The sequence below is a fragment of the Nocardia sp. NPDC056064 genome, assembly GCF_042266925.1.
GTDB lineage: Bacteria > Actinomycetota > Actinomycetes > Mycobacteriales > Mycobacteriaceae > Nocardia.
Map to the genome: position 1 here is coordinate 4,783,003 of NZ_JBHJWO010000001.1, position 21,327 is coordinate 4,804,329.

Sequence of the window (21,327 nt, forward strand, 5' to 3'; positions counted from 1 at the left end):
GCCGTCAAGTTCTCCGGCGTGGTCCACCGAGCCGACGGCGGCGGGCTTCGCGGCGGACGTTTGCCGTTCATATTGCGGTTACGGCGGATTCGCCGATGACTGCCACTCTGTTGCACAGGCGAACGACTTGTGGTGTGCTCGGGTGGGCACCACTTGCTTGGAGGATGAGGGGCGATGGCGACGTTCACGGACGTGAGTTGGTGACGTAGCCCCCCATGATCGAATTGCCCTCCGGGCTGCATTGGCTCTCGATTCTCGCCGGCATGGAATGGCCGGAAGGCAACGAAGACGAGATGTGGGCCATGGCCGAGGACTGGCGCACGGCCGCCGACAGTCTGCGCGGTCTGGTCGACGACATCGATGCCGCCAAAGACGCTGCGTACAAGGCGTATCCGCAGGGCGAGGGCGTCGACAAGATGCTCGCGGCCTTCGAGGGCATGGCGCGCGGTGACCAGTCGGTCACCAAGCTGGGCGAACTGTTCGACATCCTCGGTGACTCGGTGTATCAGACCGGCACCGAGATCGAATACACCAAGATCATGTTCCTGTCCTCGCTGGGCTTGCTGGCGCTGGAAATCGCCGCGGCGTGGGTCTTTCCGCCGACGGCGCCCGCGGTGGAGGCGGCCGCGATCGCGGTGACCCGGGTGGTGGCGCGCACCATCTTCGGCCGGGTGGTGGCGGCGATTCTGCGCCACGGCGCGAAGGCGGTGCTGACCCGCGTTCTGAAGTTCCTCGCTCAGCATGTGGCGATCGATACCGCCCTGGGCACCCTGCAGGAACTCGGTGTGCAGCAGTGGCAGGTCGACCAGGGCCACCGCAAGGAGATCAACTGGGATCAGGTCAAGTCGGCCGCGATCAGTTCTGCCGCAGGCGGTTTGGCGGCGGGACCGTTCGGTGACTTCCTCGGCAAGCGGCTCGGTGACAGCATGGCGCCGTGGCTTCGCGGCGCCATCACCGGCACCGGTGCCGGTCTGGTCGGCGCGGGCGGAGGCATGCTCGGCCAGTTCGCCTACGAGGGTTTCACCCAGGGCTGGGATCAAGCCTGGAACAACCTGCAGACCGCGGCCTCCGACCCACTGATGTGGAGTGCGGGCGCCACCAACGGCGGGCTGTCGGGCCTGAACAAGGCGGGCGCGAATTCCGCCTGGCAGAAGATGAATCCTGGCCTGTTCGAGCGGCCCAGCTTCAGTTCGCGGGTGCGCGAGGCCATGGGTCCCGGCTATGACCTGGGCAGTTTCGGGACCGACCAGACGCCGGGAGCGGGCGATGGTTCGTCCAACCGTCCTGGTGGCGAGGGTGAGAACCGGGCGGGCGCCGACGACGGTGCCACCGGCGCGGGCGGCGACGACAAGGTCCGGGTCGGCGCGGGCGAGGACGGCATGGACGGCGGGTCCGGTGAGGGTCGTGCCGGTGCCGACGACGGCGGCCAGTCGATGCGGCCCGCGGGCAGCACCCAGTCGCCGGAAGCCGATGCCCCGTCCGATACGAATTCCGGTGCGGGCGAAGCACGTCAGGACACCGGCGAGAGCCGTCAAGACGGCGGTGGCGGCGGTGCGCGTCAGGATGCCAGGCCGGAGGCGCAGACCGGCGAATCGCAGCAGTCCGGTGACGGCGGACGCCAGGACTCCGGTGCGCGCGCCGACGGGGAAAGCCCTGCCGCACAGGCTGATTCGGGCCGCAACGATTCGCGGGCAGGGGAGGCCGATGCACCCGCCGACGGTGTGAACGTCAATGACGGGACCCGCACCGACGCGGCGTCGACCGGCAAGCCGATCACCCAGGTCGACGCGCCGATGACGGGCCGGGACACGACCACGCAGGCCGGTGGGGCGCCGTTGGCCGCCGGGATGACCGGTGCGGGTCCGGCGGCGACGGGCGCGCCGTCGCCCGCCGCGACAGGTCAGGCGCCGGTCACGGGCCAGTCGGCGCCGCCCTCGACGTCGCAGCCCGCGGCCACCCCCGCGCAGCCCGCCACCCCCGCGCAGTCCCCGCCCGCACCGGGCCAGCAGGCGGGTACTCCCGCGGCGCGGCCCGGGGCGAGCGATGTCCGGGCCGGGATGCCGGACGGCGTCCAGGGCTCCGATATTCGTTCCAGCACACCGGAACTCGGCGGTGATACGTCGCGTACGGCGGATTCCGATGCCGATCAGGTGAACGATCCGGGAGTCCGCGCCGGGGAGGAATCGCGCGCCGGTGCCGGCGAACAGCGCGGCGCCGGGCTGGCCGACACCCCGCTCCAGGGATTGCGGGCCGCGCCGGGCGAAGCGCCGCCGGTGCGAGTCGAGGGGGAGAGCAGCGCGACTTCGGTGCGAGCGGAGGGGGAAGACACCGCGCTCCCGGTGCGAGCCGGGGAAGCCGAGGTCCGGTCCGACCCGCTCGCTGTCGCACCTGTGGTGCCGCTGGTCGGCGCCGACCCCGGCGCGAGCCCCGCACGGCCGAGTACGGAGACAGGTCGTCCGGTACGCCCCGGTGGCGCCGACTCCTCCGCGCGTCCACGCGCGGGCGACGAGGCCGGCATGCCGCGAGATCGCACCGATGACAGCGGCCTGCCGCGCGACCCGGGTGATGACGCCGCTTCCCCGCGTGACCGCGCTGACGACAGCGGACACCCGCGCCCCGACAGCGACGACATCACGCCGGTCCCCGACGCCCATCTGCCCAATGGTCAAGGCGTCGTCCATAATCCGACCGGCACCGCGATCGGTGACGACGCCCGCACCCACCGGGTGAGCCAGAACGTCCGCAACGACGGCGCGCACGATGTGGTGGTGCACGGCCGCAGCGACGGTTCGGTGACACCGGGCAACAGGGACGCGGTCCATCCGCGCGACATCGTCGACGCGATCCGGAACAACCCGAATTACACCGAGGGCACGCCCATTCGGCTGCTGTCGTGCCATGCGGGCAATGACGCGGGCTGGGCGCAGTACATCGCGGATCAGCTCGGCGTGGATGTCAGCGCGCCGACCGACCGGGTCGGTGTGCGGCGCGAACCCGGCTCCGATCCGGTGATCGATCGCGGCGGCCAGTGGCGGACGTTCAGCCCGGACTCGGCGACCACGAACAGCGAAACACCGGCTACCAAACCGGATTCCGATCCCTCCGACCCGCGCGACACCCTCGACGGCGACACTCCGTCCCGCGATCGCGAGCTCGTCGACTTCATGAGCGACCAGGACCCGCCGACGCGCCCCGCGGCGATGTCGTTCCTGACACCGGAGGTCGGCACCGTCAACGCGCCGTTCAGCCGGACGCCCGGGGTGGACGCGCACCTGCTCGGTGTGCTGGACGTGAACGACCCGATGGTGCGGACCACGGGCGATCCGCGCCGGATCACCCATGTCGGCGGGGAGCCGATCGACGAGTTCTCGCACCGGCTCAGCGAGGAGCGCGGGCGGGCCTTCGTCGACGCGTCCACGCAGGACGCGGCCCTGGTCGCCGAATACGAGCAGCACAAAGCCCAGCAGAAGGCCCTGGAAACCGAGAAGGCGGCGGCGGGCCGCGGTGTCCGTGACGCCGCACTCGAGCTCAAGGCCGCCCAGAAGGACCGCGACGCCGGGGTCGAAGGTGCCGAGGACCGGGTGCGCGCCGCCGAGGAGGGCCTCACCGCCGCCAAGGACAAGGCCAAAGCGGCCAAGGAGGCCCTCGACACCTTCCTCGCCGCCGACAAGGCCGAAGCCGAGGCAGGCAACTCGCCCGCCAAGCGCCTGGAGAAGGCCGAGGCCAACCGGCTGCCCGCCTCCCGGCGCGGTCACGTCTCGTCGATCACGATCGACCGGCTCACCGGGCGCGTCTACGAGGCCGCCAACGGCACCTCCGAGCAGCGCATCCATCCGTCCGAGCTGCATCCGACGTTGCACGACAACGTCTCCCGCTACCAGGACCCCGAGGACGTCTACCACAACGGCGGCGACCGGCAGCACTTCCCGCACGCGGACAACCCGCTCGGCCACGCCGAGATCCGCGGCACCAACGCTGCCCTGCACGACCGCGAACTGCTCAACCGGCGCCGGGGACCCGACGACCAGCTGCCGACCGATTTCGACGGCCTGGCCTCCATCCTCAACTCGCCCTACGTGCCGAGCCGTGCCGCCGAAGCGCCGTGCTGCGCCAACTGCACCCGGGTGGTGCAGGGCACCGAGAGCACCGCGGGCCACATCATCGACGAAGGCGCGCCCCGGGTGGACCCGTTGCGCCACGCCGAGATCGAACAGTCGGCGCGCGACGGCGATCCGCTCGAACCCCGGCTGGTCTCGCCCGAGTATCCCGAGACCGACTTCATGGGCGACGACGATCCGGTGCCGCCCGGCATGTTCCGCGGCGAGGACGGCAGACTGCACCGCCCCGGCGACCGCCCGGACAGCTTCCGCGACCCGGACGGCAGCTGGCATCACAACGACGACGCCCCCGGCACCAAACGCAATGTCGACTTCCGGCTCTACGGGGCGGGCGGGTTCCTCAAGGACCATCTCACCGGCGCCGACTACCAGCATCGCGTGCAGAAGGGCGATTCGGAGTCCTACGAGGTGCGCGACCCGGAACGCGCGGCGGAGCTGAGCGAAGCCTCCGCGCGGCGACTGGAGCTGCAGACCGAGCGGAACAACACCGGCAAAGAACTCGCGAAGATCATGAAAGAGTTCGGGCTGACCGACAAGCACGAACTCGCGCCCAAGGCGCTGTCGGAGAAGATCAAGAGCCTGCGCGCGGAGCTGCTCGCCGACACCACGCTCAGCGAGCAGGAACGGACCCGTAAGCGCGCGTTGCTCGGCGATCTGGAGGACGTCGCCACCGACTACAACGACCAGGGCCGCGAAATGGTCGAGGTCTCCAAGAAGCTCGGTGAGCTGGCGGGCCTGGACTACGCCCTCGATCCGGACACCCGGCCGGGTGCGGTCCAGCTCTCGCCGTTCGACGGCGCGTTCGACGGGGCCGGGGTGGTCGACATCGCGTCGTACGTCCCGGCGGCCGAGGGCGACTCGGGGCCGGCGCTGCTGGTCGTGGAGGCCAAGGGTGTCGGGGCGACGCTCGGTGGGTCCAAGGTCATCAGTGCCGAACAGGGCTCGCCGGAGTACCTGCGCCACATCCTGAACAAGGACCGCAATCTCGTTCTGCTGCTCAACGAGACCCCCGAGCAGATGCGGGCCCGCGGCATCGATCCCGACGGTCCGGAGGGCCGGGCGATCCGCGATGCGGTGGACCAGCTGCGGGCGGCCATGGAGGACGGCACACTGCGGGTGGAGTACCGGCTGGTGCACGCGGACGAGAACGGGAAGGTCACCGTCACCGAGCTGCTGCTCGACCGCGACGGTGTCGACCTGCTCGCCGACGTGCCGCTGCCCTTCGGCGCCGACCCCACCACCATCGACCGGTCTACCGGCGACGATGCCACCACCGACTACATGGGTGAGCCCGACGCCGATCCGGCGCGGACACCGGACACCGACGACACCGACTGGCTGGGCGCCGACGACGAATCCGCTCCGCGCAGGCCGGATTTCGCCGAGCCGGAGCCGCCGGTGCGGGAGGTTCGCGTCGAGCTCGGTGACAACGGTGAGGTCGTCGCGCTGCATGTGCGCCTCGACGACGGGCAGTGGATCGTCGCGCGCGACGACGGTGCGGCCGACCCCGAGCAGACCCCCGCGCACAACAGCGATCCCGAGCTGCTGGACACCCGTAGTGACCTGCGCAAGTGGGTCGATCGGCTCAATCGCGGCTTCGAGGGCCTCAATCTCAAGTACCCGTCCGGTTCGGGGCTCGACGGACGTGGCCAGACCGCGATTCGCGATGGCGTGACCGGCGGCATCGACATGGTGACCGACCCGCCGCCCGCGCACCCACCGGCCGCACCGACGCCCGTGCCGGACGGCCCGGTGGCCAGTGCCCCGCCGCCGGGACCCGCCGATCCCGCCCTGAATGTGGCACGCATCGGCAAGGAAGGTCTGACGGTCTGGCACAACCGGGAACACCTGCCGATCATCGGCGGCATGATGGGCCGCCAGGAGGACACGGCGGGCGACTACCACCCGGTCTACTTCCCGGACGGCACCGAATACCGGCCGTGGATCACCGACGCCGATCCGAACGCGGTGCGCGAGACGGTGATCAGCGAGCTGCTGGCGCACCGGATGGACCCCGACGAGGCTCGCGCCGTCCTCGAGGAACTGTTCGGCGCCAGCAGGGACCCGCGGTTGCGCCAGGACCTGATCGACGACCTGGAGTTCAACGGGCTCATCGACACCGACACGGCGCGGGCCATGGAAGAGGCGCCGCTGCCCGATCCGCCGCAGCCGCCCGAGCAGCCGGGCCCGCCGCCGGAGGGCGAATCGCTGACCGACATGGCTCAGCGTCTCGGCATCGATCTCGACAGCGACAGCCCGCGGGATGTGCGCGCCGCGATCGACCGGCAGGCCCACCGGGTGCTGCGCGAGATCGGCGCGGTCGAGGGGCTGGCCGACGCCGCCCACCGGGCCGAAGCCGAACAGACCCGGCCCTACCGGCGCGCCGATCACCCCCTCGACACCGAACCGGCGGGCGCGCCGGACGAGCGGACCGTGGCGGGGCCGGGCCGTCGCGCGGAGCTCGACTCGGGCGAACCACGCGAGGACACCGCCGATTACGACGACCTCGACGACGAGGCCACGCCGCCGCGGCGCGACTACTGGGGTGACACCAGTGAGCCGCGGGCCGTGCCGTTCTCGGCGGAGGCCAGCTTCCTCGACAAGGATCCGCTCGGCCGCTTCCTGCGCGATCTGATCGTCGCCTTCGACGGCGACACCGCGCTGCGTGACTACGACCGGGTCGGCAACGGCGCGGACCGGCTGCCCGAATGGGCGAGCTTCTCCGACGACCGCGAGCCGGGCCGCGACCAGGCGCGCGCCCGCGAGTTCTTCGAGAACGCGCTGCGCCGCGACCAGCTGCGCGACGAATTGTCCAGCTGGGCGGCCATGTTCGGCCGGGACCTGAGTGATCTGTCCGGCGACCGGCTGGAACCGACACTGAACGAGCTGCGCGAGTCGGCGCGGCAGCGGGCCCGGAATCTGGCCGATTTCGTCGCCGCCGCGCAGCCCCTCCTGCAGGGGGACGGCACGCCGCCGGTCGGCACCATGTACGGCGATCAGGTCGCGCGGGTGCCCGATCCGGACGGTGGGCCCGACCGGCTGCTGGTGGTCGACGGTGCGCTCGACCGCGAAGAGGCGCTGGCGCGCGCGTTGCGTGACCATCCCGAGCTGGCCGTCGACGTGAACAACGGTGTGCTGACGCCGGACTTCCGCGTCTCCCACGACGACGGCGCCGGGCAGCGCTTCCTCGATCCGCTGGCGACCCCGGAGGTCCAGCACATCCGGCGCGTTGTGGACGGCGCCGAACTCCAGGTGACGATGCTGCGTGGCGACGACGGGGAGTGGCGTCCGGTCCAGCCGGCACCCGAGCCGCCGCCCACGCCGCGCGACCGCGCCGACGTGGTGCGCGAAATCGTCGACCTGGCAAGGAAATTGCAGCTCGGTCCGGCAGCACTGCATCCGGACGCCATCGCCGACACCGTGCGCGCGCTGCACCTGGACAACGCGGTCCGCGCGGGTCAGGCCGAGGCGCTGGCCGACTACGCGCGCACCATGTCCGATATCGAGAGCTTCCATCTGATCGGTGACGCGCGCGGACAGCTGGCGACCCGGCTCGGCATCCCGGAAGCCGAACTCACCCCGCGCCGGATCGCCGAGGCGCTGGCCGACCCCGAGCAGCGGCGGGGGCTGCGCAACCAGCAGTTCGAGGATCTGCTCGCCGGTCAGCAGCGCGATCCGCAACGGACCGCGGGCTACTCCCAGCAGCTGGAGAACATCGACAAGGCCGCGGTCAGGGCCGCGCAGGACGCGCTGATCCGAGCGTTGAGCCCGGGCGATCCGGACCGGCTGCGGCCGCTGATCAGCGAGACCGACCGGCACGGCAGGTCGTCGTTCCGGCCCGCCGACACCGGTATCGACCCGACCGCGCTGCGCAGGCGGGTCATGCGGCTGCACCGGCTCGGCCGGCGCGATCAGGTGCTCGACGCGCTCACCGCCTACGCCGACGCGCTGCTGTCGATCGACCCGTACAAGGATGTGCCCAAGGGCGATTCCGCCGCCGACCCGCGCACCACCGGCGATCCGCACATCTACGACGCCGACGCGGTCCACGCGCTGCGCGAGCTGGCCGACACCGCCCGGCCCGGCGGCGACCCGCTCGATTTCGCCACCCTGATCGCGGACAACCTCGCGCACGCCTACGGCGCCGACCTGCCCGTCGACCCGAACGATCCACGCCCGCAACCGAACCGGGACTGGGCGCGATTGGTCGGGGTCGACATCTCCACCGCCGACGACGCCACCTTCACCAAGGTCTACGAGGCCTACCGCGACGGCAAGATCGAGAAGCACGAGGGGCTGACCCCGGAGAAACTGGCCGCCGAGATCGCCACCATCCGCGAGGAGATCCGGACCAGGACCGAGCAGATCCGGCGGCTGGGGGAGCTGGCCGACGAGTTCTACCGGCCGGTGGCGGACCTGCCCGCCGGGCCGCCCGTCAGAGAACATCCCGGGCGTGAGCCGGGCGAGGTGGGCCGGGAACAGCAGGGTTTGCCCGCCGGGCCCGAGCCCACCGGTGGAGGGCCTGCCGATGGTGGGCCAGCTGCCGGTGGGCCAGCCGGTGGCGGGCCGCGGACGATCCACGGTGGTCCGGATCCGCGGTCGGCTACCGATGTGCCGCCTGAGCGGGGCCGGGAACTCGACGAGCGGGCCGAGGCGAAGCTCGACGAGACCCTGCGCAAGCTCGATCGGGTCGCCGACGAGCTCGCCGAACCCCTGCCGACGCTGGACGATCTGGTCGGGCCCGGCGAGCGGGTCGACCCGCTGGCCAGGATCGATGAGGCCGTCGACCGGCAGAACAGGCTGGCCGATCAGGCCGATGAGCGCCGGGCGGACCAGGCCGACGCGGCGCTGGACGACACGATGCGCGCCCTAGACGGTGTCGATGACGATCTCGCGGCCCAGCCGTCGTCCCTGCGTGCCCAGCGGGAACTCGATGCCGCGCAGGCCGACATCGCCCGCCGGTTCGAGGAACTCGCCGGGGAGGCCGCGAATCAGCGCGCGGACGATCCCGCTGCCGCGCCTCCGGGGGGCGACCGAGACGGCACCAACGGCGACGGCACCAACGGCGACAGTGGGACCGGCGATGGTGGGAACGGCGACCGTGGCAAGAGTGTCGCGGGTGACGGCGACAGCGGTGACGGCCGTTCCCGTGGGGACGACGATCCGGGGGAGCCGCCCCTTCCTGCCGAACCCGGTGGGCCGCCGTCGAAGCCGCCGTCCCGGCCGCCGACCGCGCCGAGCCCGGAACCCGAAGAGCCGTCACGCAATTCGTCACCGCTGGGCTCGGGCCTGCCCAAGGCGCCCGCCGAACTGGCCGTCCCCGCCGCCGACGGGCCGGATCAGCCGGTCACCGACGGCGCGGGTGACGCGCCCCAACGTGCCTACCAGCGCAGGGATTTCCTCAACGACGTCCATCGGTTCCTCCAGGAACTGAGCGACCTGCCGCCCTCGACCACCGCGGGCACGCCACCGCTCACCCCGGACCAGGCCGAACAGGTCCGGATACTCGCCGAGGCGCTCGGTCTCGGCGACGCGCTGACCGGTCAGCGTGATCCGCTCGGCGCGCTCGCCGAGATCGCCGACATGGCGCGGGCGCGCGGATTCCTCGACCGGGCCCTGGATTCCGACGCCGAGCTCGGCAAGCCCATGCGGTATCCGGACGACTACGAGCCGCTCGACCTGGACGAATTGCAGGACGGGCTCGATCACTGGCGGGTCGAGGGCGATCCGCGCGTGCGCGCCGAGCTGGCCGAGGACCTGCGGCTGGCCGGACTCGACGACGCCCGCCCCGCGCTCGGCGCCGAACCGGAGCCGAACCCGCAGGCCACGCCCTTGCGTCCGTCCGCGATCCTGCCGCCGGAAGACGGTGCGCGGCAGCCGGGTGGACCCCGGCTCGAGCCCGCGCAGCAGGCGATGGATCGCCTGGCCGCCAGGTTCGGGGTGGACCTCACCGACCCGGGTGCCCTCGACGCCGCGCGCTACCGCCAGGTGTTGCGGGCGGGTGCGGTCGAGGCGTTCGCGGCCGCGGTCCGGCACGCCGAGGCCGCCACCGATCCGCAGCAGCGGGCGCTGCGCGAGGCCGTCGCGCGGCGCTGGGCCGCCCGGCTGGGACTGCCCGCCGATCCCGGTCTCGTCCGCGCCGCCGACGACATCCTCCGGTTGCGATCGGGGGTGGCGCGCGATGCCGGGGACATGGCGCACCTGTATCAGATGGTGCGCCACCAGCTCGACGACCGGGTCCTGTCGCTGGATGTCGACGGAGACAGGATGCTGGTGCGGCTGGTGGCCGACGGGCCCGACGCCTGGCATCTCGAACCGCTCGCGAACCGCGAACCGCGTCCGTTCCGGCCTGCCGATGCTCCGGTCGAGGTGGCACCGAAGAAGAACTGGCTGCGCAAGCTCTGGGATCGCCTGGTAAATCGCGGCTTCCACGGCGAGAACCCGAAGTACCCGTCGGGCTCGAGCCTCGACAGCGCGGGCCAGTCCATGCTCGGGCACGGTGCCGGGCTGCCGCTGACCTCGGAGAAGGACGCGACACCCGGGGTGCCCGGCGGCGAATACGACCAGTTGCAGGTCAAGTTCAATCCGGTGCGCATCCTCAAAGAGAGCATCGAGATGTGGCGCAAGCGTGAGCTGGTGCCGATTCTGCGGCATCTGTCCGCGCGGATCGCCGATCAGGCGGGCGAGTTCCTGCCGCTGCGCAATCTCGACGGCACCGAGTACAAGCCGTGGATCTCCGACGCCGATCCGGAACTGCGTCGCCGGATCGAACAGGAACTGCGCGACGCCGGGCTCGAGCACCTGCTCGAACCGGAAAGTCTCACCCCGGAGGAACTCGCCGACCGGCAGGCCGAGCAGCACACGGAACCTGCTGAGCCGCAGCGAGTTTCCGCCGAACCCGAGCGGACACCCCCGCCGGACGAGCCGCTGCCGCCGTGGCTGCGCGAGGTGCTCGACGCGGTCGACCAGCGACTCGCCGACGCCACCGTGCTCGACGCGCTCGCCGCCGAACTCGGCTTGCGGATCACCGATTTCAGCGAGGAGGGCCTGCGTAAGGCCCTCGCAGAGGCGCAGTACCGGTTGCTGCGTCGCGACGGGGTGATCCAGGCGCTGGAAGCCGCGGCGCGGTTGTTCAACGCCGAACACGCCGACATCCCGTTCCGGCCCGCCAATTTCTTCAGCAACGATCCGCTGGGCGCCTACCTCAAGGAAGTCGTCGCGGCCAGGGGCGAGCAGTTCAGCTTCGACATGCTGAACTGGCGCGGGGTGAACAACGGCGGCGAATGGGTCGATCTCTGGCCGGATCTGAGCGACGACGGCTCACCCACCATCCACGCCGAGGACGCGCGCCGGATCTTCGACGACGCCCTGCGCCGCGCGGGCCTGCGCGACGAACGGTCCACCTGGGCGCATCTGGCGGCCGCCGATCTCACGGCGCTGGTCGGGAACCTCGACGCCGAGATCGCGAAGCTGCGTGACCAGCTCGACCGCAATGCCGGGCTGTTCGACGAATTCGTCCGGCGGACAGCCGATTTCCTCGACCTCGACAGCGGGGACCGGCTCGTGCTCGATCCGGAGAACGGCACGATCGCGATCGTCGACACCGGGGCCGGGCACGAAGCGGCGCTGGCGCGGGCGCTCGCCGCGGCCGACGCGGACTTCATCGATCGGCTCAACCGGGGCGAGATCGACATCCACATCAGGATCGTCGGGATCGACGAGCACGGGCGGGTGCGGGTCGCGGAGGTCGAGGCCCCGCAGGTGCGTCAGCTGCGTGAGGAGGTGGACGGGCGCACCGTCGACGCGACGATGGTGCGCGACGGGGCGGGGCCGTGGCGGATGGTCGAAGTGCCTGCGCTGGACACCGTGCCGCACGCCGGTCCGCCCGCTGTCGTCGACGAGGCGAACAGTGCTGTCCCGGAGCCGCGTTCGCTCGCCGAGGTGCGGGGCGAGATCGCCGAGGTCGCGCGGCGGCTCGCGATCGACGATCCGTCGAACCTCGCGCCGGGGCAGTGGAACGATCTGCTCGCCGAGCTGGACCGCGCGAACCAGGTGCGGGCCAGGCAGCTCGAGGGGCTCGTCGACTACGCGCTCAGCGTCGACGCCGTCGACAACTTCAACGCCCTGCACAACGCGCGCAGCGCGCTGGCGCTGCGGCTCGGTGTCGACCCGGGCGAGCTGAGTCCGCGGGTGGTGGCCGAGGGGCTCGCCGATCCGGCGACCCGGGTGGAACTGCACCGGCAGCGCGCCAAGGACCTCACCGAGTACGCGAAGCTGCTGCGCGCCCTGGACCCGGCCGCGGTCGACGCCGCGCGTGACGCGCTCGCCCCGCATCTCGGATTCCCGCGTGGCGGGCTGCCGCTGGACGCCGCGACCCTGGCCGAGGCCGTGTCGAACCGGGCCGCGCGCGGCGACCTCGACGATCTCACCGGTCCGCTCGCCGACTACGTGCGGGCGCTGGCGAAGGTCGACCCCTACGCCGAAGACCTGGTCTACGACCCGGCCACCGACCCCCGCGCGATCGGCGACGACCCGCCGGTCCACCCCCGCGACGCCCTCGACTTCCTGCGCGAAGTGGGCGCCGACGCCATCGGCGACCGCTCGCCCCGGCCCCCCGCGCCCACCGACGCCGTCCCCGGCCCGAGCCGCGACCACGCCCGCCTGCTCGGTGCCGACCTCACCGACGCCGACGACGAGAAGATCGCCAAGGTCTACGACTGGTTCCGGGACGGCCGCATCGACAAACACGAACGCCTCACCCTGGACCGCCTCGCCGAGGTCCACGAACAGATCCGCGACGAGATCCGCCGCCGCGCCGCCGATATCGCCCGCCTGCGCGCACTGCTCGACGAACCGTTCGTCACCGACCCCGAACTCGGCGCGCCGGAAACGCCCGCCCAGGTCGACGGGTCGGATGGCGTGACCCGGTCGAACCCGGATGGCGCGCCGAGGCCCGCGCCGTCGACTCCCGCCGTGCCGGGTGCGCCGGTGCGTCCGGAATTGCCTGCCGGTCCGAACAGCGAGGGGGATAACGGAACTCGATCCGTGGATCGTTCGCACGATGTGCCCGCTGCCTCGGACGAGGAATCCGGAAGCGCCGATCGTCCCGCTGCCGAATCGCCTCGCCCACCGCGCAGTGGACCGGATGTCGTGGTCGATGATCCTTCCGTGCTCGACCCGGTCACGGACCCGGGCGACCCCGGTATCCCGACGGATCGCGGACCCGTCGAGAAGGGTCAGCCTGCAACGGGTCTCGACTCCGCGACCGCGGGTGATGGGTCGTCGCGCCGACCTTCGGTGGACCCGGATCCTGTTGCCGGTGAAGATGAATCGCGCGGGTCCGGCCGATCCGATCAGGAGGGCGGGCCCGCCGAGGAGTCGCGGCGTCCTGCCGATCCGGCCGATGTCGACCGCGGCGATCCGGACGGGTCCGACGGCTCGGATGCCGATGCGGACGGTGGAAGTCCGGACAAGGGCTTCGACCCGGGCGGACCGACCCTCCCACCCCGATCCCCGGACGGGGACCACCCCGGTGCGCGTCGTCATCTGCCGGGCTCGTCCCTGCGCTCACACATCCCGCACCCCCCGCACGAATACGAGGTGGACCTCGACGTACCGCGTTTCGACGCCGTCGAATGGCCGGTCCCCCCACTGGACCTGACCCCACAACCCCACGACCCACCACACCCTCCCCACCCACCCCTACCCCCACCGGGCCCCCAGGACCCGCCCTGCCCACCGGAGACCCCCGAACCACCACGTCCTCCCGCCCCGCCGGAACCGCCGACCCCACCACAGCCCCCCGCACCAGCGGACCCACCGGTCCCGCCGCGGCCCCCCACACCAGCGGACCCACCGGTCCCGCCGCGGCCCCCTGTGCCCACGGACCCACCGGTGCCGCCGCGCCCCCCTGTGCCCACGGACCCGCCGGTGCCGCCGTGGCCGCCTGTGCCCACGGACCCGCCGAGTCCCCCGTGGCCGCCTGTGCCCTCGGATCCGCCGGTGCCGCCGTGGCCGCCTGTGCCCACGGACCCGCCGAGTCCGCCGTGGCCGTCTCCGCCGTCGGACCCGACCCCGCAGCCTCCCGTGCCGTCGGACCCGCCTGTGCCCACGGAGCCGCCGAGTCCGCCGTGGCCGCCTGCGCCGTCGGACCCGACCCCGCAGCCTCCCGTGCCGTCGGACCCGCCTGTGCCGTCGGACCCGCCGGTGCCGCCATGGCCTCCCGTGCCGACGGACCCGACGGTCCCGCCGCGGTCACCTGACCCGGCGGACCCGCCGATACCTTCATGGCCTCCTGTTCCACCGGGAGGTCCCACGCAGCCTGGGCCGGCGGACCCATCGCTTCCGCCGCTGCCGCCTGTGCCATCGGGCCCGCCGGTTCCGCCATGGTCGCCCGCGCCGTCGGATCCACCGACCGCTCCATGGCCCCCTGTGTCGCCGGGCGAACCGACTGCGCCTGCGCCGCCGTGGCCGACAGAACCGACTGTGCCGCCCCGTATTCCGGTTCCGCCGGGGACTCCGGGTCCCCTGCCGGTCGAGCCGTGGCCGACGAATCCATCGGGGCCTTCGGCTCCATCCGTACCGTCGGAATCTGGTGTGCCGCCGGGGCTTACGGTCCCGCCGGGCGCGGTACCGAGCGAGCCGTCGGCGAGTGGGTCTCCGGTACCGTCATGGCCTGATCGGCCGACTCCGCCCGACGGTGGTCGTGTCATGCCGTCGCTCCCGCCGTGGGTGACTCAGCCGGGGCCGGGCATGCCTTACCAACCGGATGGCGGTCAGCCGTATCCACCTGGGAACGGTCAGCCGTACCAGCCCGGAAACGCTGGGCCGTTCATGCCGGGCACCGGTCATCCGCATGCCCCGGCGAACGGCCAGTCCTTCTCGCCCGGGAACGGTCAGCCGTACTCGCAGGGGACCGGTGACCCGTACGCACCGGGGAACGGTCAGCCTTACGGAACCGGCACCGGTGCGGTTCAGCCACCGGTGCCCGGTCAGAACTTCGTACCCGGGGATGGTCAGGCCCCGTCGCCTGGGAACGGTCGGCCTTACGGGGCCGGGACCGGTCAGCTCCAGCCGCCGGCGCCGGGTCAGAACTTCGTACCCGGGGATGGTCAGGCCCAGGTGCCTGGGAACGGTCGGCCTTACGGGGCCGGGACAGGTCAGCTCCTGCCGCCGGCGCCGGGTCAGAACTTTGTGCCCGGGGATGGTCACGCCCCGTCGCCTGGGAACGGTCGGCCTTACGGGGCCGGGACCGGTCAGCTCCAGCCGCCGGTGCCCGGTCAGAACTTCGTGTCCGGGGATGGTCACACCCCTGCGCCTGGGAACGGTCAGCCCCACGGAACCGGAGCTGGCCAGGGGCAGCCGCTGGGGTCCGGCCAGGCTTACGTGCCCGGGAACGGTCAGTCGTATCCGCCGGGCAGCCAGCCTCATGGTCTCGGATCGGGTGAGCTGTACGGGCCGGGTGGGCAGCCGGGTTCCGGGTCGGGTGGGGGTCAGGGTGGGCCGATGTATCCGCCGACGGTGATGCCGCCGGGGGGTGGGCAGGGGAGTGAGCGACGGGCTTATCGGCCGGAGTATCGGGCGCCGGTCGAGCCGGTTGTGTTGCTGGTGCGGGCGTATGGCGGGGGTGTGCCTGCCGAGTTCGATCCGCGGTCGGGGGCGTTGCGGCCCGCGGCGCCGGGGCAGCACGGTGCGCACGGGCTGTACGCCGATCTCGGTGGGGTGACGGTGATCTTCTATCGGCTCGCCGACCGGTTGCTGGTGCAGGTCGGTGGTCAGGCGATCGATGTCACCTATGGGGCGCAGGTGGGGTGGGAGCGTTCGCCGCAGCGGATGACGCGGTTCAGCGTCGCGGTGGGTGGGCGGCCGATGGGTGAGCTGATCTACGGTGCCCTGCCACCGGAACTGGACCTCGGCCTGCTGGTCCGTAACGTGGTGGCCGATCCGGCGAGCCGGATGACAATCTTCAGCGACCGAGCCTGACCGATCGGAGAGGTTTTCCAGGTGAGTGACGATCCGATCGAACCGGACGATCCGGATGTGGAGATCGACCCGGCGACCGGCACCCTGTCGTATCGGGGTGAGCCCTACAGCGGCGCGGTGACCCAGTCCTATCCCGACGGCACCTGGCGCGAGTACTGGAGCTACGACGCCGGCGAACGCGACGGCGACTGGACCGGCTGGTATCCCGACGGCACAATGCGCTACAACGGCGAGTTCTACCGCAACCGCCCCGTCGGCACCTGGCAGGAGTGGTATCCCGACGGCGCGCGCCGCCTCGAGGACGTCTACGACATCGACGGCGTGCTGCTGACCCACTCGGTGTGGGACCCGGCCGGCGAGCTGGTCGAATACTCCGACGAGCGCACCCGCAAGGGCGTCGCCGCCACGGCCGTCCCCGCCGAGGAATTGCGCTGGGACGACGAGGAACAACGCCGCTACCGCGGTGACGAACCGTTCACCGGTCAGGAATTCCGCCGCGCCGCACCGAGCAGCCCGATCACCGAGGTCGCCGGCTACACCGACGGCTATCCCGACGGGCCCGTCCGGGGCTGGTACCTCGACGGAACCCCGCGCTACACCGGCGAATACGCCGACCGCCGTCAGGTGGGTACCTGGCGCGAGTGGTTCCCGACCGGGGCCCGCAAAGAGGAAACTGTCTTCGCCCCGGACGGCGCGCTGCTCACCCGGCGGCTGTGGGACGAGACCGGCGCCCTGATCGCGCAGTACGACCGGAGCCGGGACTAGGCAAGGAGTGTGCATTGGCTGAGGAGCTGACCGGCGAGCCGGATGTCGGTTTCACGCTCACCACGGCGGTGGCCGAGAACGGTGTGACCGAGCAGGCCGCCGCGCTGAGCCACCGCATCGCGAAAACGGTGGCGGCGCTCGGGCCGCCGGGGTGGACGAAGGTCGAGGCGTCGTTCGCGATGACCGCGGCGGCCGAGGTGTCGATGATCGTCTTCCACGACGAACAGGACCGGTTCGCCCGGGTGTTCCCGAGCCCGGACCTGCTCGATCTGCTGCGTGAGCACCGGCACCTGTCCGCCTCGCTGGGTGACGGCCCGTGGTGGCGCTACCTGCTCACGCTCACCAACGCGGGCCGGATGGACGTCGACTACGACTACGGGGACGAGCCCTTCCCCGACGACCAGCTGTTCCCGCCGACGGTGTACCGCACCGATATCGAGATCTACCCGCGCGAGCGGCTGCCGGTCTGGCTGGCCGCCTACATCGGTCACGGCGACCGCCAGATCCGGGGCCCGGTGGCCGCCGCCGAGCAGGCGCGCGCCGACACCGCCGCGGGCAGGCACGCGGTCGGCTCGGCACCGGACGTGGAGTTCCCCGCGCTGGAACCGATGGCCCGCCGGTGGGCGCTGATCGCCGCGGCCTTCGTCGCCGTCGGCTCGAAGTGGGGTCCGCGGGTGACCCCCGCGTTCCATGTCTTCGAGGGGTCGTCGTTCAGTGGTTCGACGCTGTGCCTGCTGCCCGGTGATCGCGCGGTCCTGTCCGGCGGGGTCTGGGACGCACCGGAACTCGACGCCGTCTACAACCGTGACGCGCCCGCGCCGCAGCTGTATCTCGGCGCGCCGGACTGGGTGGCCGCCCCGGTGATCAATCGCCGGGCCGACAACGGGCTGCTCACCTTCTGCTACTGGTGGGAGGGCGGTCGCTGGTATCGCGGCGCCTCGCCCGGTGCCGACGCGGTCGCCGCCGCGGTGCCGGGCATGTGGGACACCGCGACCGTGGTGCGGGTGCTGACCGGTCTGCTCGGCGACACGGCGCCCGAACAACGCCGCGCCGCCGTGCTCGGCCTGGTCGAGTCCGCCGAGCGGGCCGCCGTCGCCAGGGACACCTTCACCCGGGTCTTTCCCGCGGACACCTACCACGTCGACGCGGCCTGGTTCGAGCTGACACTGGCCGGGCTCACCGGCACGCACACCGCGGGGCTCGCGAAAGGGTAAGCCCCGCCGCGCTGTTGCGAGGCCGGGGCAGGTGTGGTGTGCTCGCTGACCGAAGGGAGAACGGTATGGCCAACGAGCACGCCAAGGCACAGATGGCGGACATTCTCGAGACCGTCCAGGAGCAGATGCGGGCGATCGCGCAGGTGCAGCGGGACCGCGCGCAGATCGTCGCCAGCGCCACCGTGCGCAAGCGGGTCACGGTGACCGTCAACGCCGATTACAAAGTGATCGAGACGAAGTTCACCCCCGACATCGACGACCTCACCTACACCGAGATCGCCAAGGCCGTCACCGAGGCCGCGCAGCAGGCCGCGGTCGAGGTGGGGCGGCGCACCCAGGAACTGATGGCGCCGTTGCAGCGCGAACGGGCCCGCCTGCCCAAGATCACCGAATTGGTCGACGACATGGACGGATTCGCGATTCCGCAGCCCGTCGAGGCATCGCTGGCACCGCCCAATTCGCCGGAGCGGGAAGCGGGTTCGGCTCTGCCCGACGACGGCGCCGTCGCCCGCCCGCGCACCGCGACCGACTCCGGCTGGTGACCGTGCCGTGGCGGTGGATGGTCGCCGCACGGTCATCGGTGAGATCGCCGCTGTACATGCGGGATTCATCCGGCAACCCTTAGAATTGATAACGAGCTGTGCGAATCGGCGGTGTCGTGATGGCGGTGCCCGGCGAGGCGCCCGGCGACGCCGGTACGGACTGGGAGGGCCTACTTCATGACGGGACCATCTGCGCAGCAACAGTGGTCGGGTCTGCGTTCGGCGGCAGCGGACGGCACGCTGATGCTCGAGCCGTCGGCGTTGCCGGACCTGGTCGAGGCCGCCACCAACGCGCGGTACTGGGTCAACACGGTCAAGATGTCGGTCGATACGGTGGCCGAGCTGGTGGACTTCTCCTCGCTGGAGTCGGGTAAGCAGCTGTCCAAGCAGTTCGAGGCCAAAGCCGATCAGCTGAAAACCATTCTCGGCAAACACGAAACGGTGCTCGACGACGTCGGCAACACGTTCCTGGACGCGGCACGCCACTACAAGGGCGCCGAATCCGACAGCTCGGTCGACATGAACCAGCTGCGCACCGAGATCGAGAAGAGCAAGACCGAGGGCATGAAGCTGCCCCCGCCCCCGCCCACCACCGGGCTGCTGCCCGAGGCAGGCACCGCCGTCACCCTGCCCAAGAACCTGGCCGACGGCAAGACCTTCGATCCGGCGGGCATGAAGGCCGAGAGCCCGAGCGGGTTCACCTACGACCAGCTCCAGACGATCCGGGCGTCGCTGGCGACCTCGCCGGGCAATATCGCGCACAACGCGCTGTTCTGGGGCACGCTCGCCTCCTCGTTGAAGACCGGATTCGACGACCTGAACGCCAAGGTGCAGGCCAGCAAGAAGAGCTGGACCAGTCCCGGCGGCGCGACCAAGGCCATGTCGGCGATGTCGGCCTATCACGACGGCAACGGCGTGCTGGTGGATCAGGTCGAGCAGGTGAAGTCGGCGCTCGAGTACTCGGTGGTGTGGCTCGATGCCACCTCGCGGCAGCTGGCCACGGCGCTGATGCTGCCGCGCTGCTACTCCGATCCCAATGGCACGCAGGCGCAGACCGACAAGGAGAACTGCGCCAAGAACGGCCGACAGGTGATGTGGAATGTCTATGTGCCGGGGGTCAACAGCACCACCAGCCATATCGCCACGCTGCCCGAGCCGACGGCGCCGACCACCGGCGACGGCAGTGGCAACGGGAACGGCAACGGGAACGGCAGCGGCAGTGGGTCGGGCTCGGGTTCGGGCTCCGGATCGGGTGCGGGCTCGGGTTCGGGCGGTAGCACGGGTTCGGCCCTCGGGGCGTTCGACAAGGTCCTGTCCCAGCTGCAACAGCAGGAGTCCGGCGCCGGTAAGGGCAAGGACGGCGGCACCCAGAACGGTGGCACCGGCGACAACGGCGGCAGTAGCTCGACCGGTTCGTCGTCGGCGGATCAGCTGACCTCCGCCGCGCAATCGGCACTGGAGCAGGCGAGTTCGGCCGCGCAGTCCGCGCTGGACCAGGCCAGTTCCGCCGCCGATCAGAGTTCCCTGGCGGGCATCCCGACCTCGGCCGCGCTCAGCTCGCTACAGGACCAGGCCAAGAAGGCCCTCAGCGCGGCGAGCAAGGGCGGCGGTGGCGGCGGCGGATCGGGTGCCGGTGGCGCGGGCGCGGGACCCGGCGGCCTCTCGCCGAGCCTGGACAGTGCCTCGAAACTGTTCCCGCGCGCCTCGGTCGCCACCGGCGCGGAGTCGGCCGTGCGCGCCGGCCTCGCGTCCACCGCGGGTTCGCCCATGGGCGGCATGCCGATGGCGCCGATGGGCGGCGCGGGCGCGGGTGGTCAGGGCCAGCAGAAGGAACACAAGCGCGCCGACTACCTCGACTCGACCGCACACCTCGACGAAGCGCTCGGTGACGCGCCGATCGTCGCGCGCCCGGTGGTGGAACAGTGACGCCCACCTGGGAATTCACCGGCGACGAGTTCGAGGCGCTGTGGACCGGCCTGGAAGCCGAGTACATGCCCGAGCCGTTCATCCACACCAGCGAGCCCGCCGACGCCGAGGAGGCCGAGTTCGCCCGCAGGCAGGCCTGGATCGAGATCAAGCAGCGGTGCGGCCACGAACTGGACGAACTCCTCGACGTGCTCACCCAGCCCGACCTGCGCGTGATCGTGCGCGGCTACGGTGGCGGTGCCCGCCTGACCGACCCGGCCTGGTCGGTGCGCATGCTCGCGGTGCGCAAGGGCGAGGTCGGTTATCTGGTGAGGCAGCGGCCCGGCCGGACCCTCTACCACGCCGACGGTTTCGAGATCACCCGCCACGGCGCGCTCACCCTCGGCGACGTGATCGCCGATCAGCTGCCCGCCGCGCCCGCGGGCCGCGGCCAGGAGATCCGGCTCGACGAGCCCACCGACGAGGAACTCGACCACAGCTACGGCCGCTCGCTGGTGCAGCACTACGACGACGACGCCGCGGTACAGACCCTGACCTTCCAGCGGGCGGCCCTGGATCGCGACGGCTTCATCGACATCGAACAGGGCTGGTCGCGGTTCGGGCCGCGCGGGGTCGTGCGGCTGCGGCTGGGCTGGCGCGACCTGACCGACGACGGCCGCTACGTGCTGGTGCCGGGCTCACCGAGGGTGGCCGTCGGCGCCGATCGGCGCAGGCTGGTCTCGCTGATCAACGGCCAGATCGCCGAAGTTGTCAGAGCCATCCGAGATGATCGGGCGTAAC

General features: G+C 71.6%; 6 protein-coding genes. All 6 read left to right on the forward strand.

The features are described from left to right. Positions 1 to 215: 215 nt before the first annotated feature. The 6 genes from ACFC06_RS22210 (at position 216) to ACFC06_RS22235 (ending at position 21,326) form a co-directional block, all read left to right on the forward strand. Positions 216 to 16,100: a hypothetical protein gene (locus ACFC06_RS22210; RefSeq protein WP_375934273.1), complete on the forward strand. Its 15,885-nt coding sequence runs from the start codon at positions 216 to 218 to the stop codon at positions 16,098 to 16,100. A gap of 21 nt (positions 16,101 to 16,121) precedes the next feature. Then, positions 16,122 to 16,865 carry a toxin-antitoxin system YwqK family antitoxin gene (locus tag ACFC06_RS22215; RefSeq protein WP_375934276.1) on the forward strand — a complete coding sequence of 248 codons (744 nt, stop codon included), beginning with the start codon at positions 16,122 to 16,124 and terminating at the stop codon, positions 16,863 to 16,865. A 14-nt stretch (positions 16,866 to 16,879) separates the two neighbouring features. Continuing rightward, positions 16,880 to 18,079 (forward strand): hypothetical protein, encoded by a 1,200-nt coding sequence (locus ACFC06_RS22220; protein WP_375934279.1) that lies wholly within the window; start codon positions 16,880 to 16,882, stop codon positions 18,077 to 18,079. Positions 18,080 to 18,144: 65 nt separating this feature from the next. Beyond that, positions 18,145 to 18,621, forward strand: a complete 477-nt coding sequence (locus tag ACFC06_RS22225) for a YbaB/EbfC family nucleoid-associated protein (protein ID WP_375934282.1) — start codon at positions 18,145 to 18,147, stop codon at positions 18,619 to 18,621. Between the two features lie 177 nt (positions 18,622 to 18,798). After that, positions 18,799 to 20,547: a hypothetical protein gene (locus ACFC06_RS22230; protein WP_375934285.1), complete on the forward strand. Its 1,749-nt coding sequence runs from the start codon at positions 18,799 to 18,801 to the stop codon at positions 20,545 to 20,547. Continuing rightward, a complete protein-coding gene (locus ACFC06_RS22235; RefSeq protein WP_375934288.1) occupies positions 20,544 to 21,326 on the forward strand; it encodes an ESX secretion-associated protein EspG in 783 nt (260 codons plus the stop codon). The genes ACFC06_RS22230 and ACFC06_RS22235 overlap by 4 nt, the downstream gene beginning before the upstream one ends. Position 21,327: the final 1 nt, after the last annotated feature.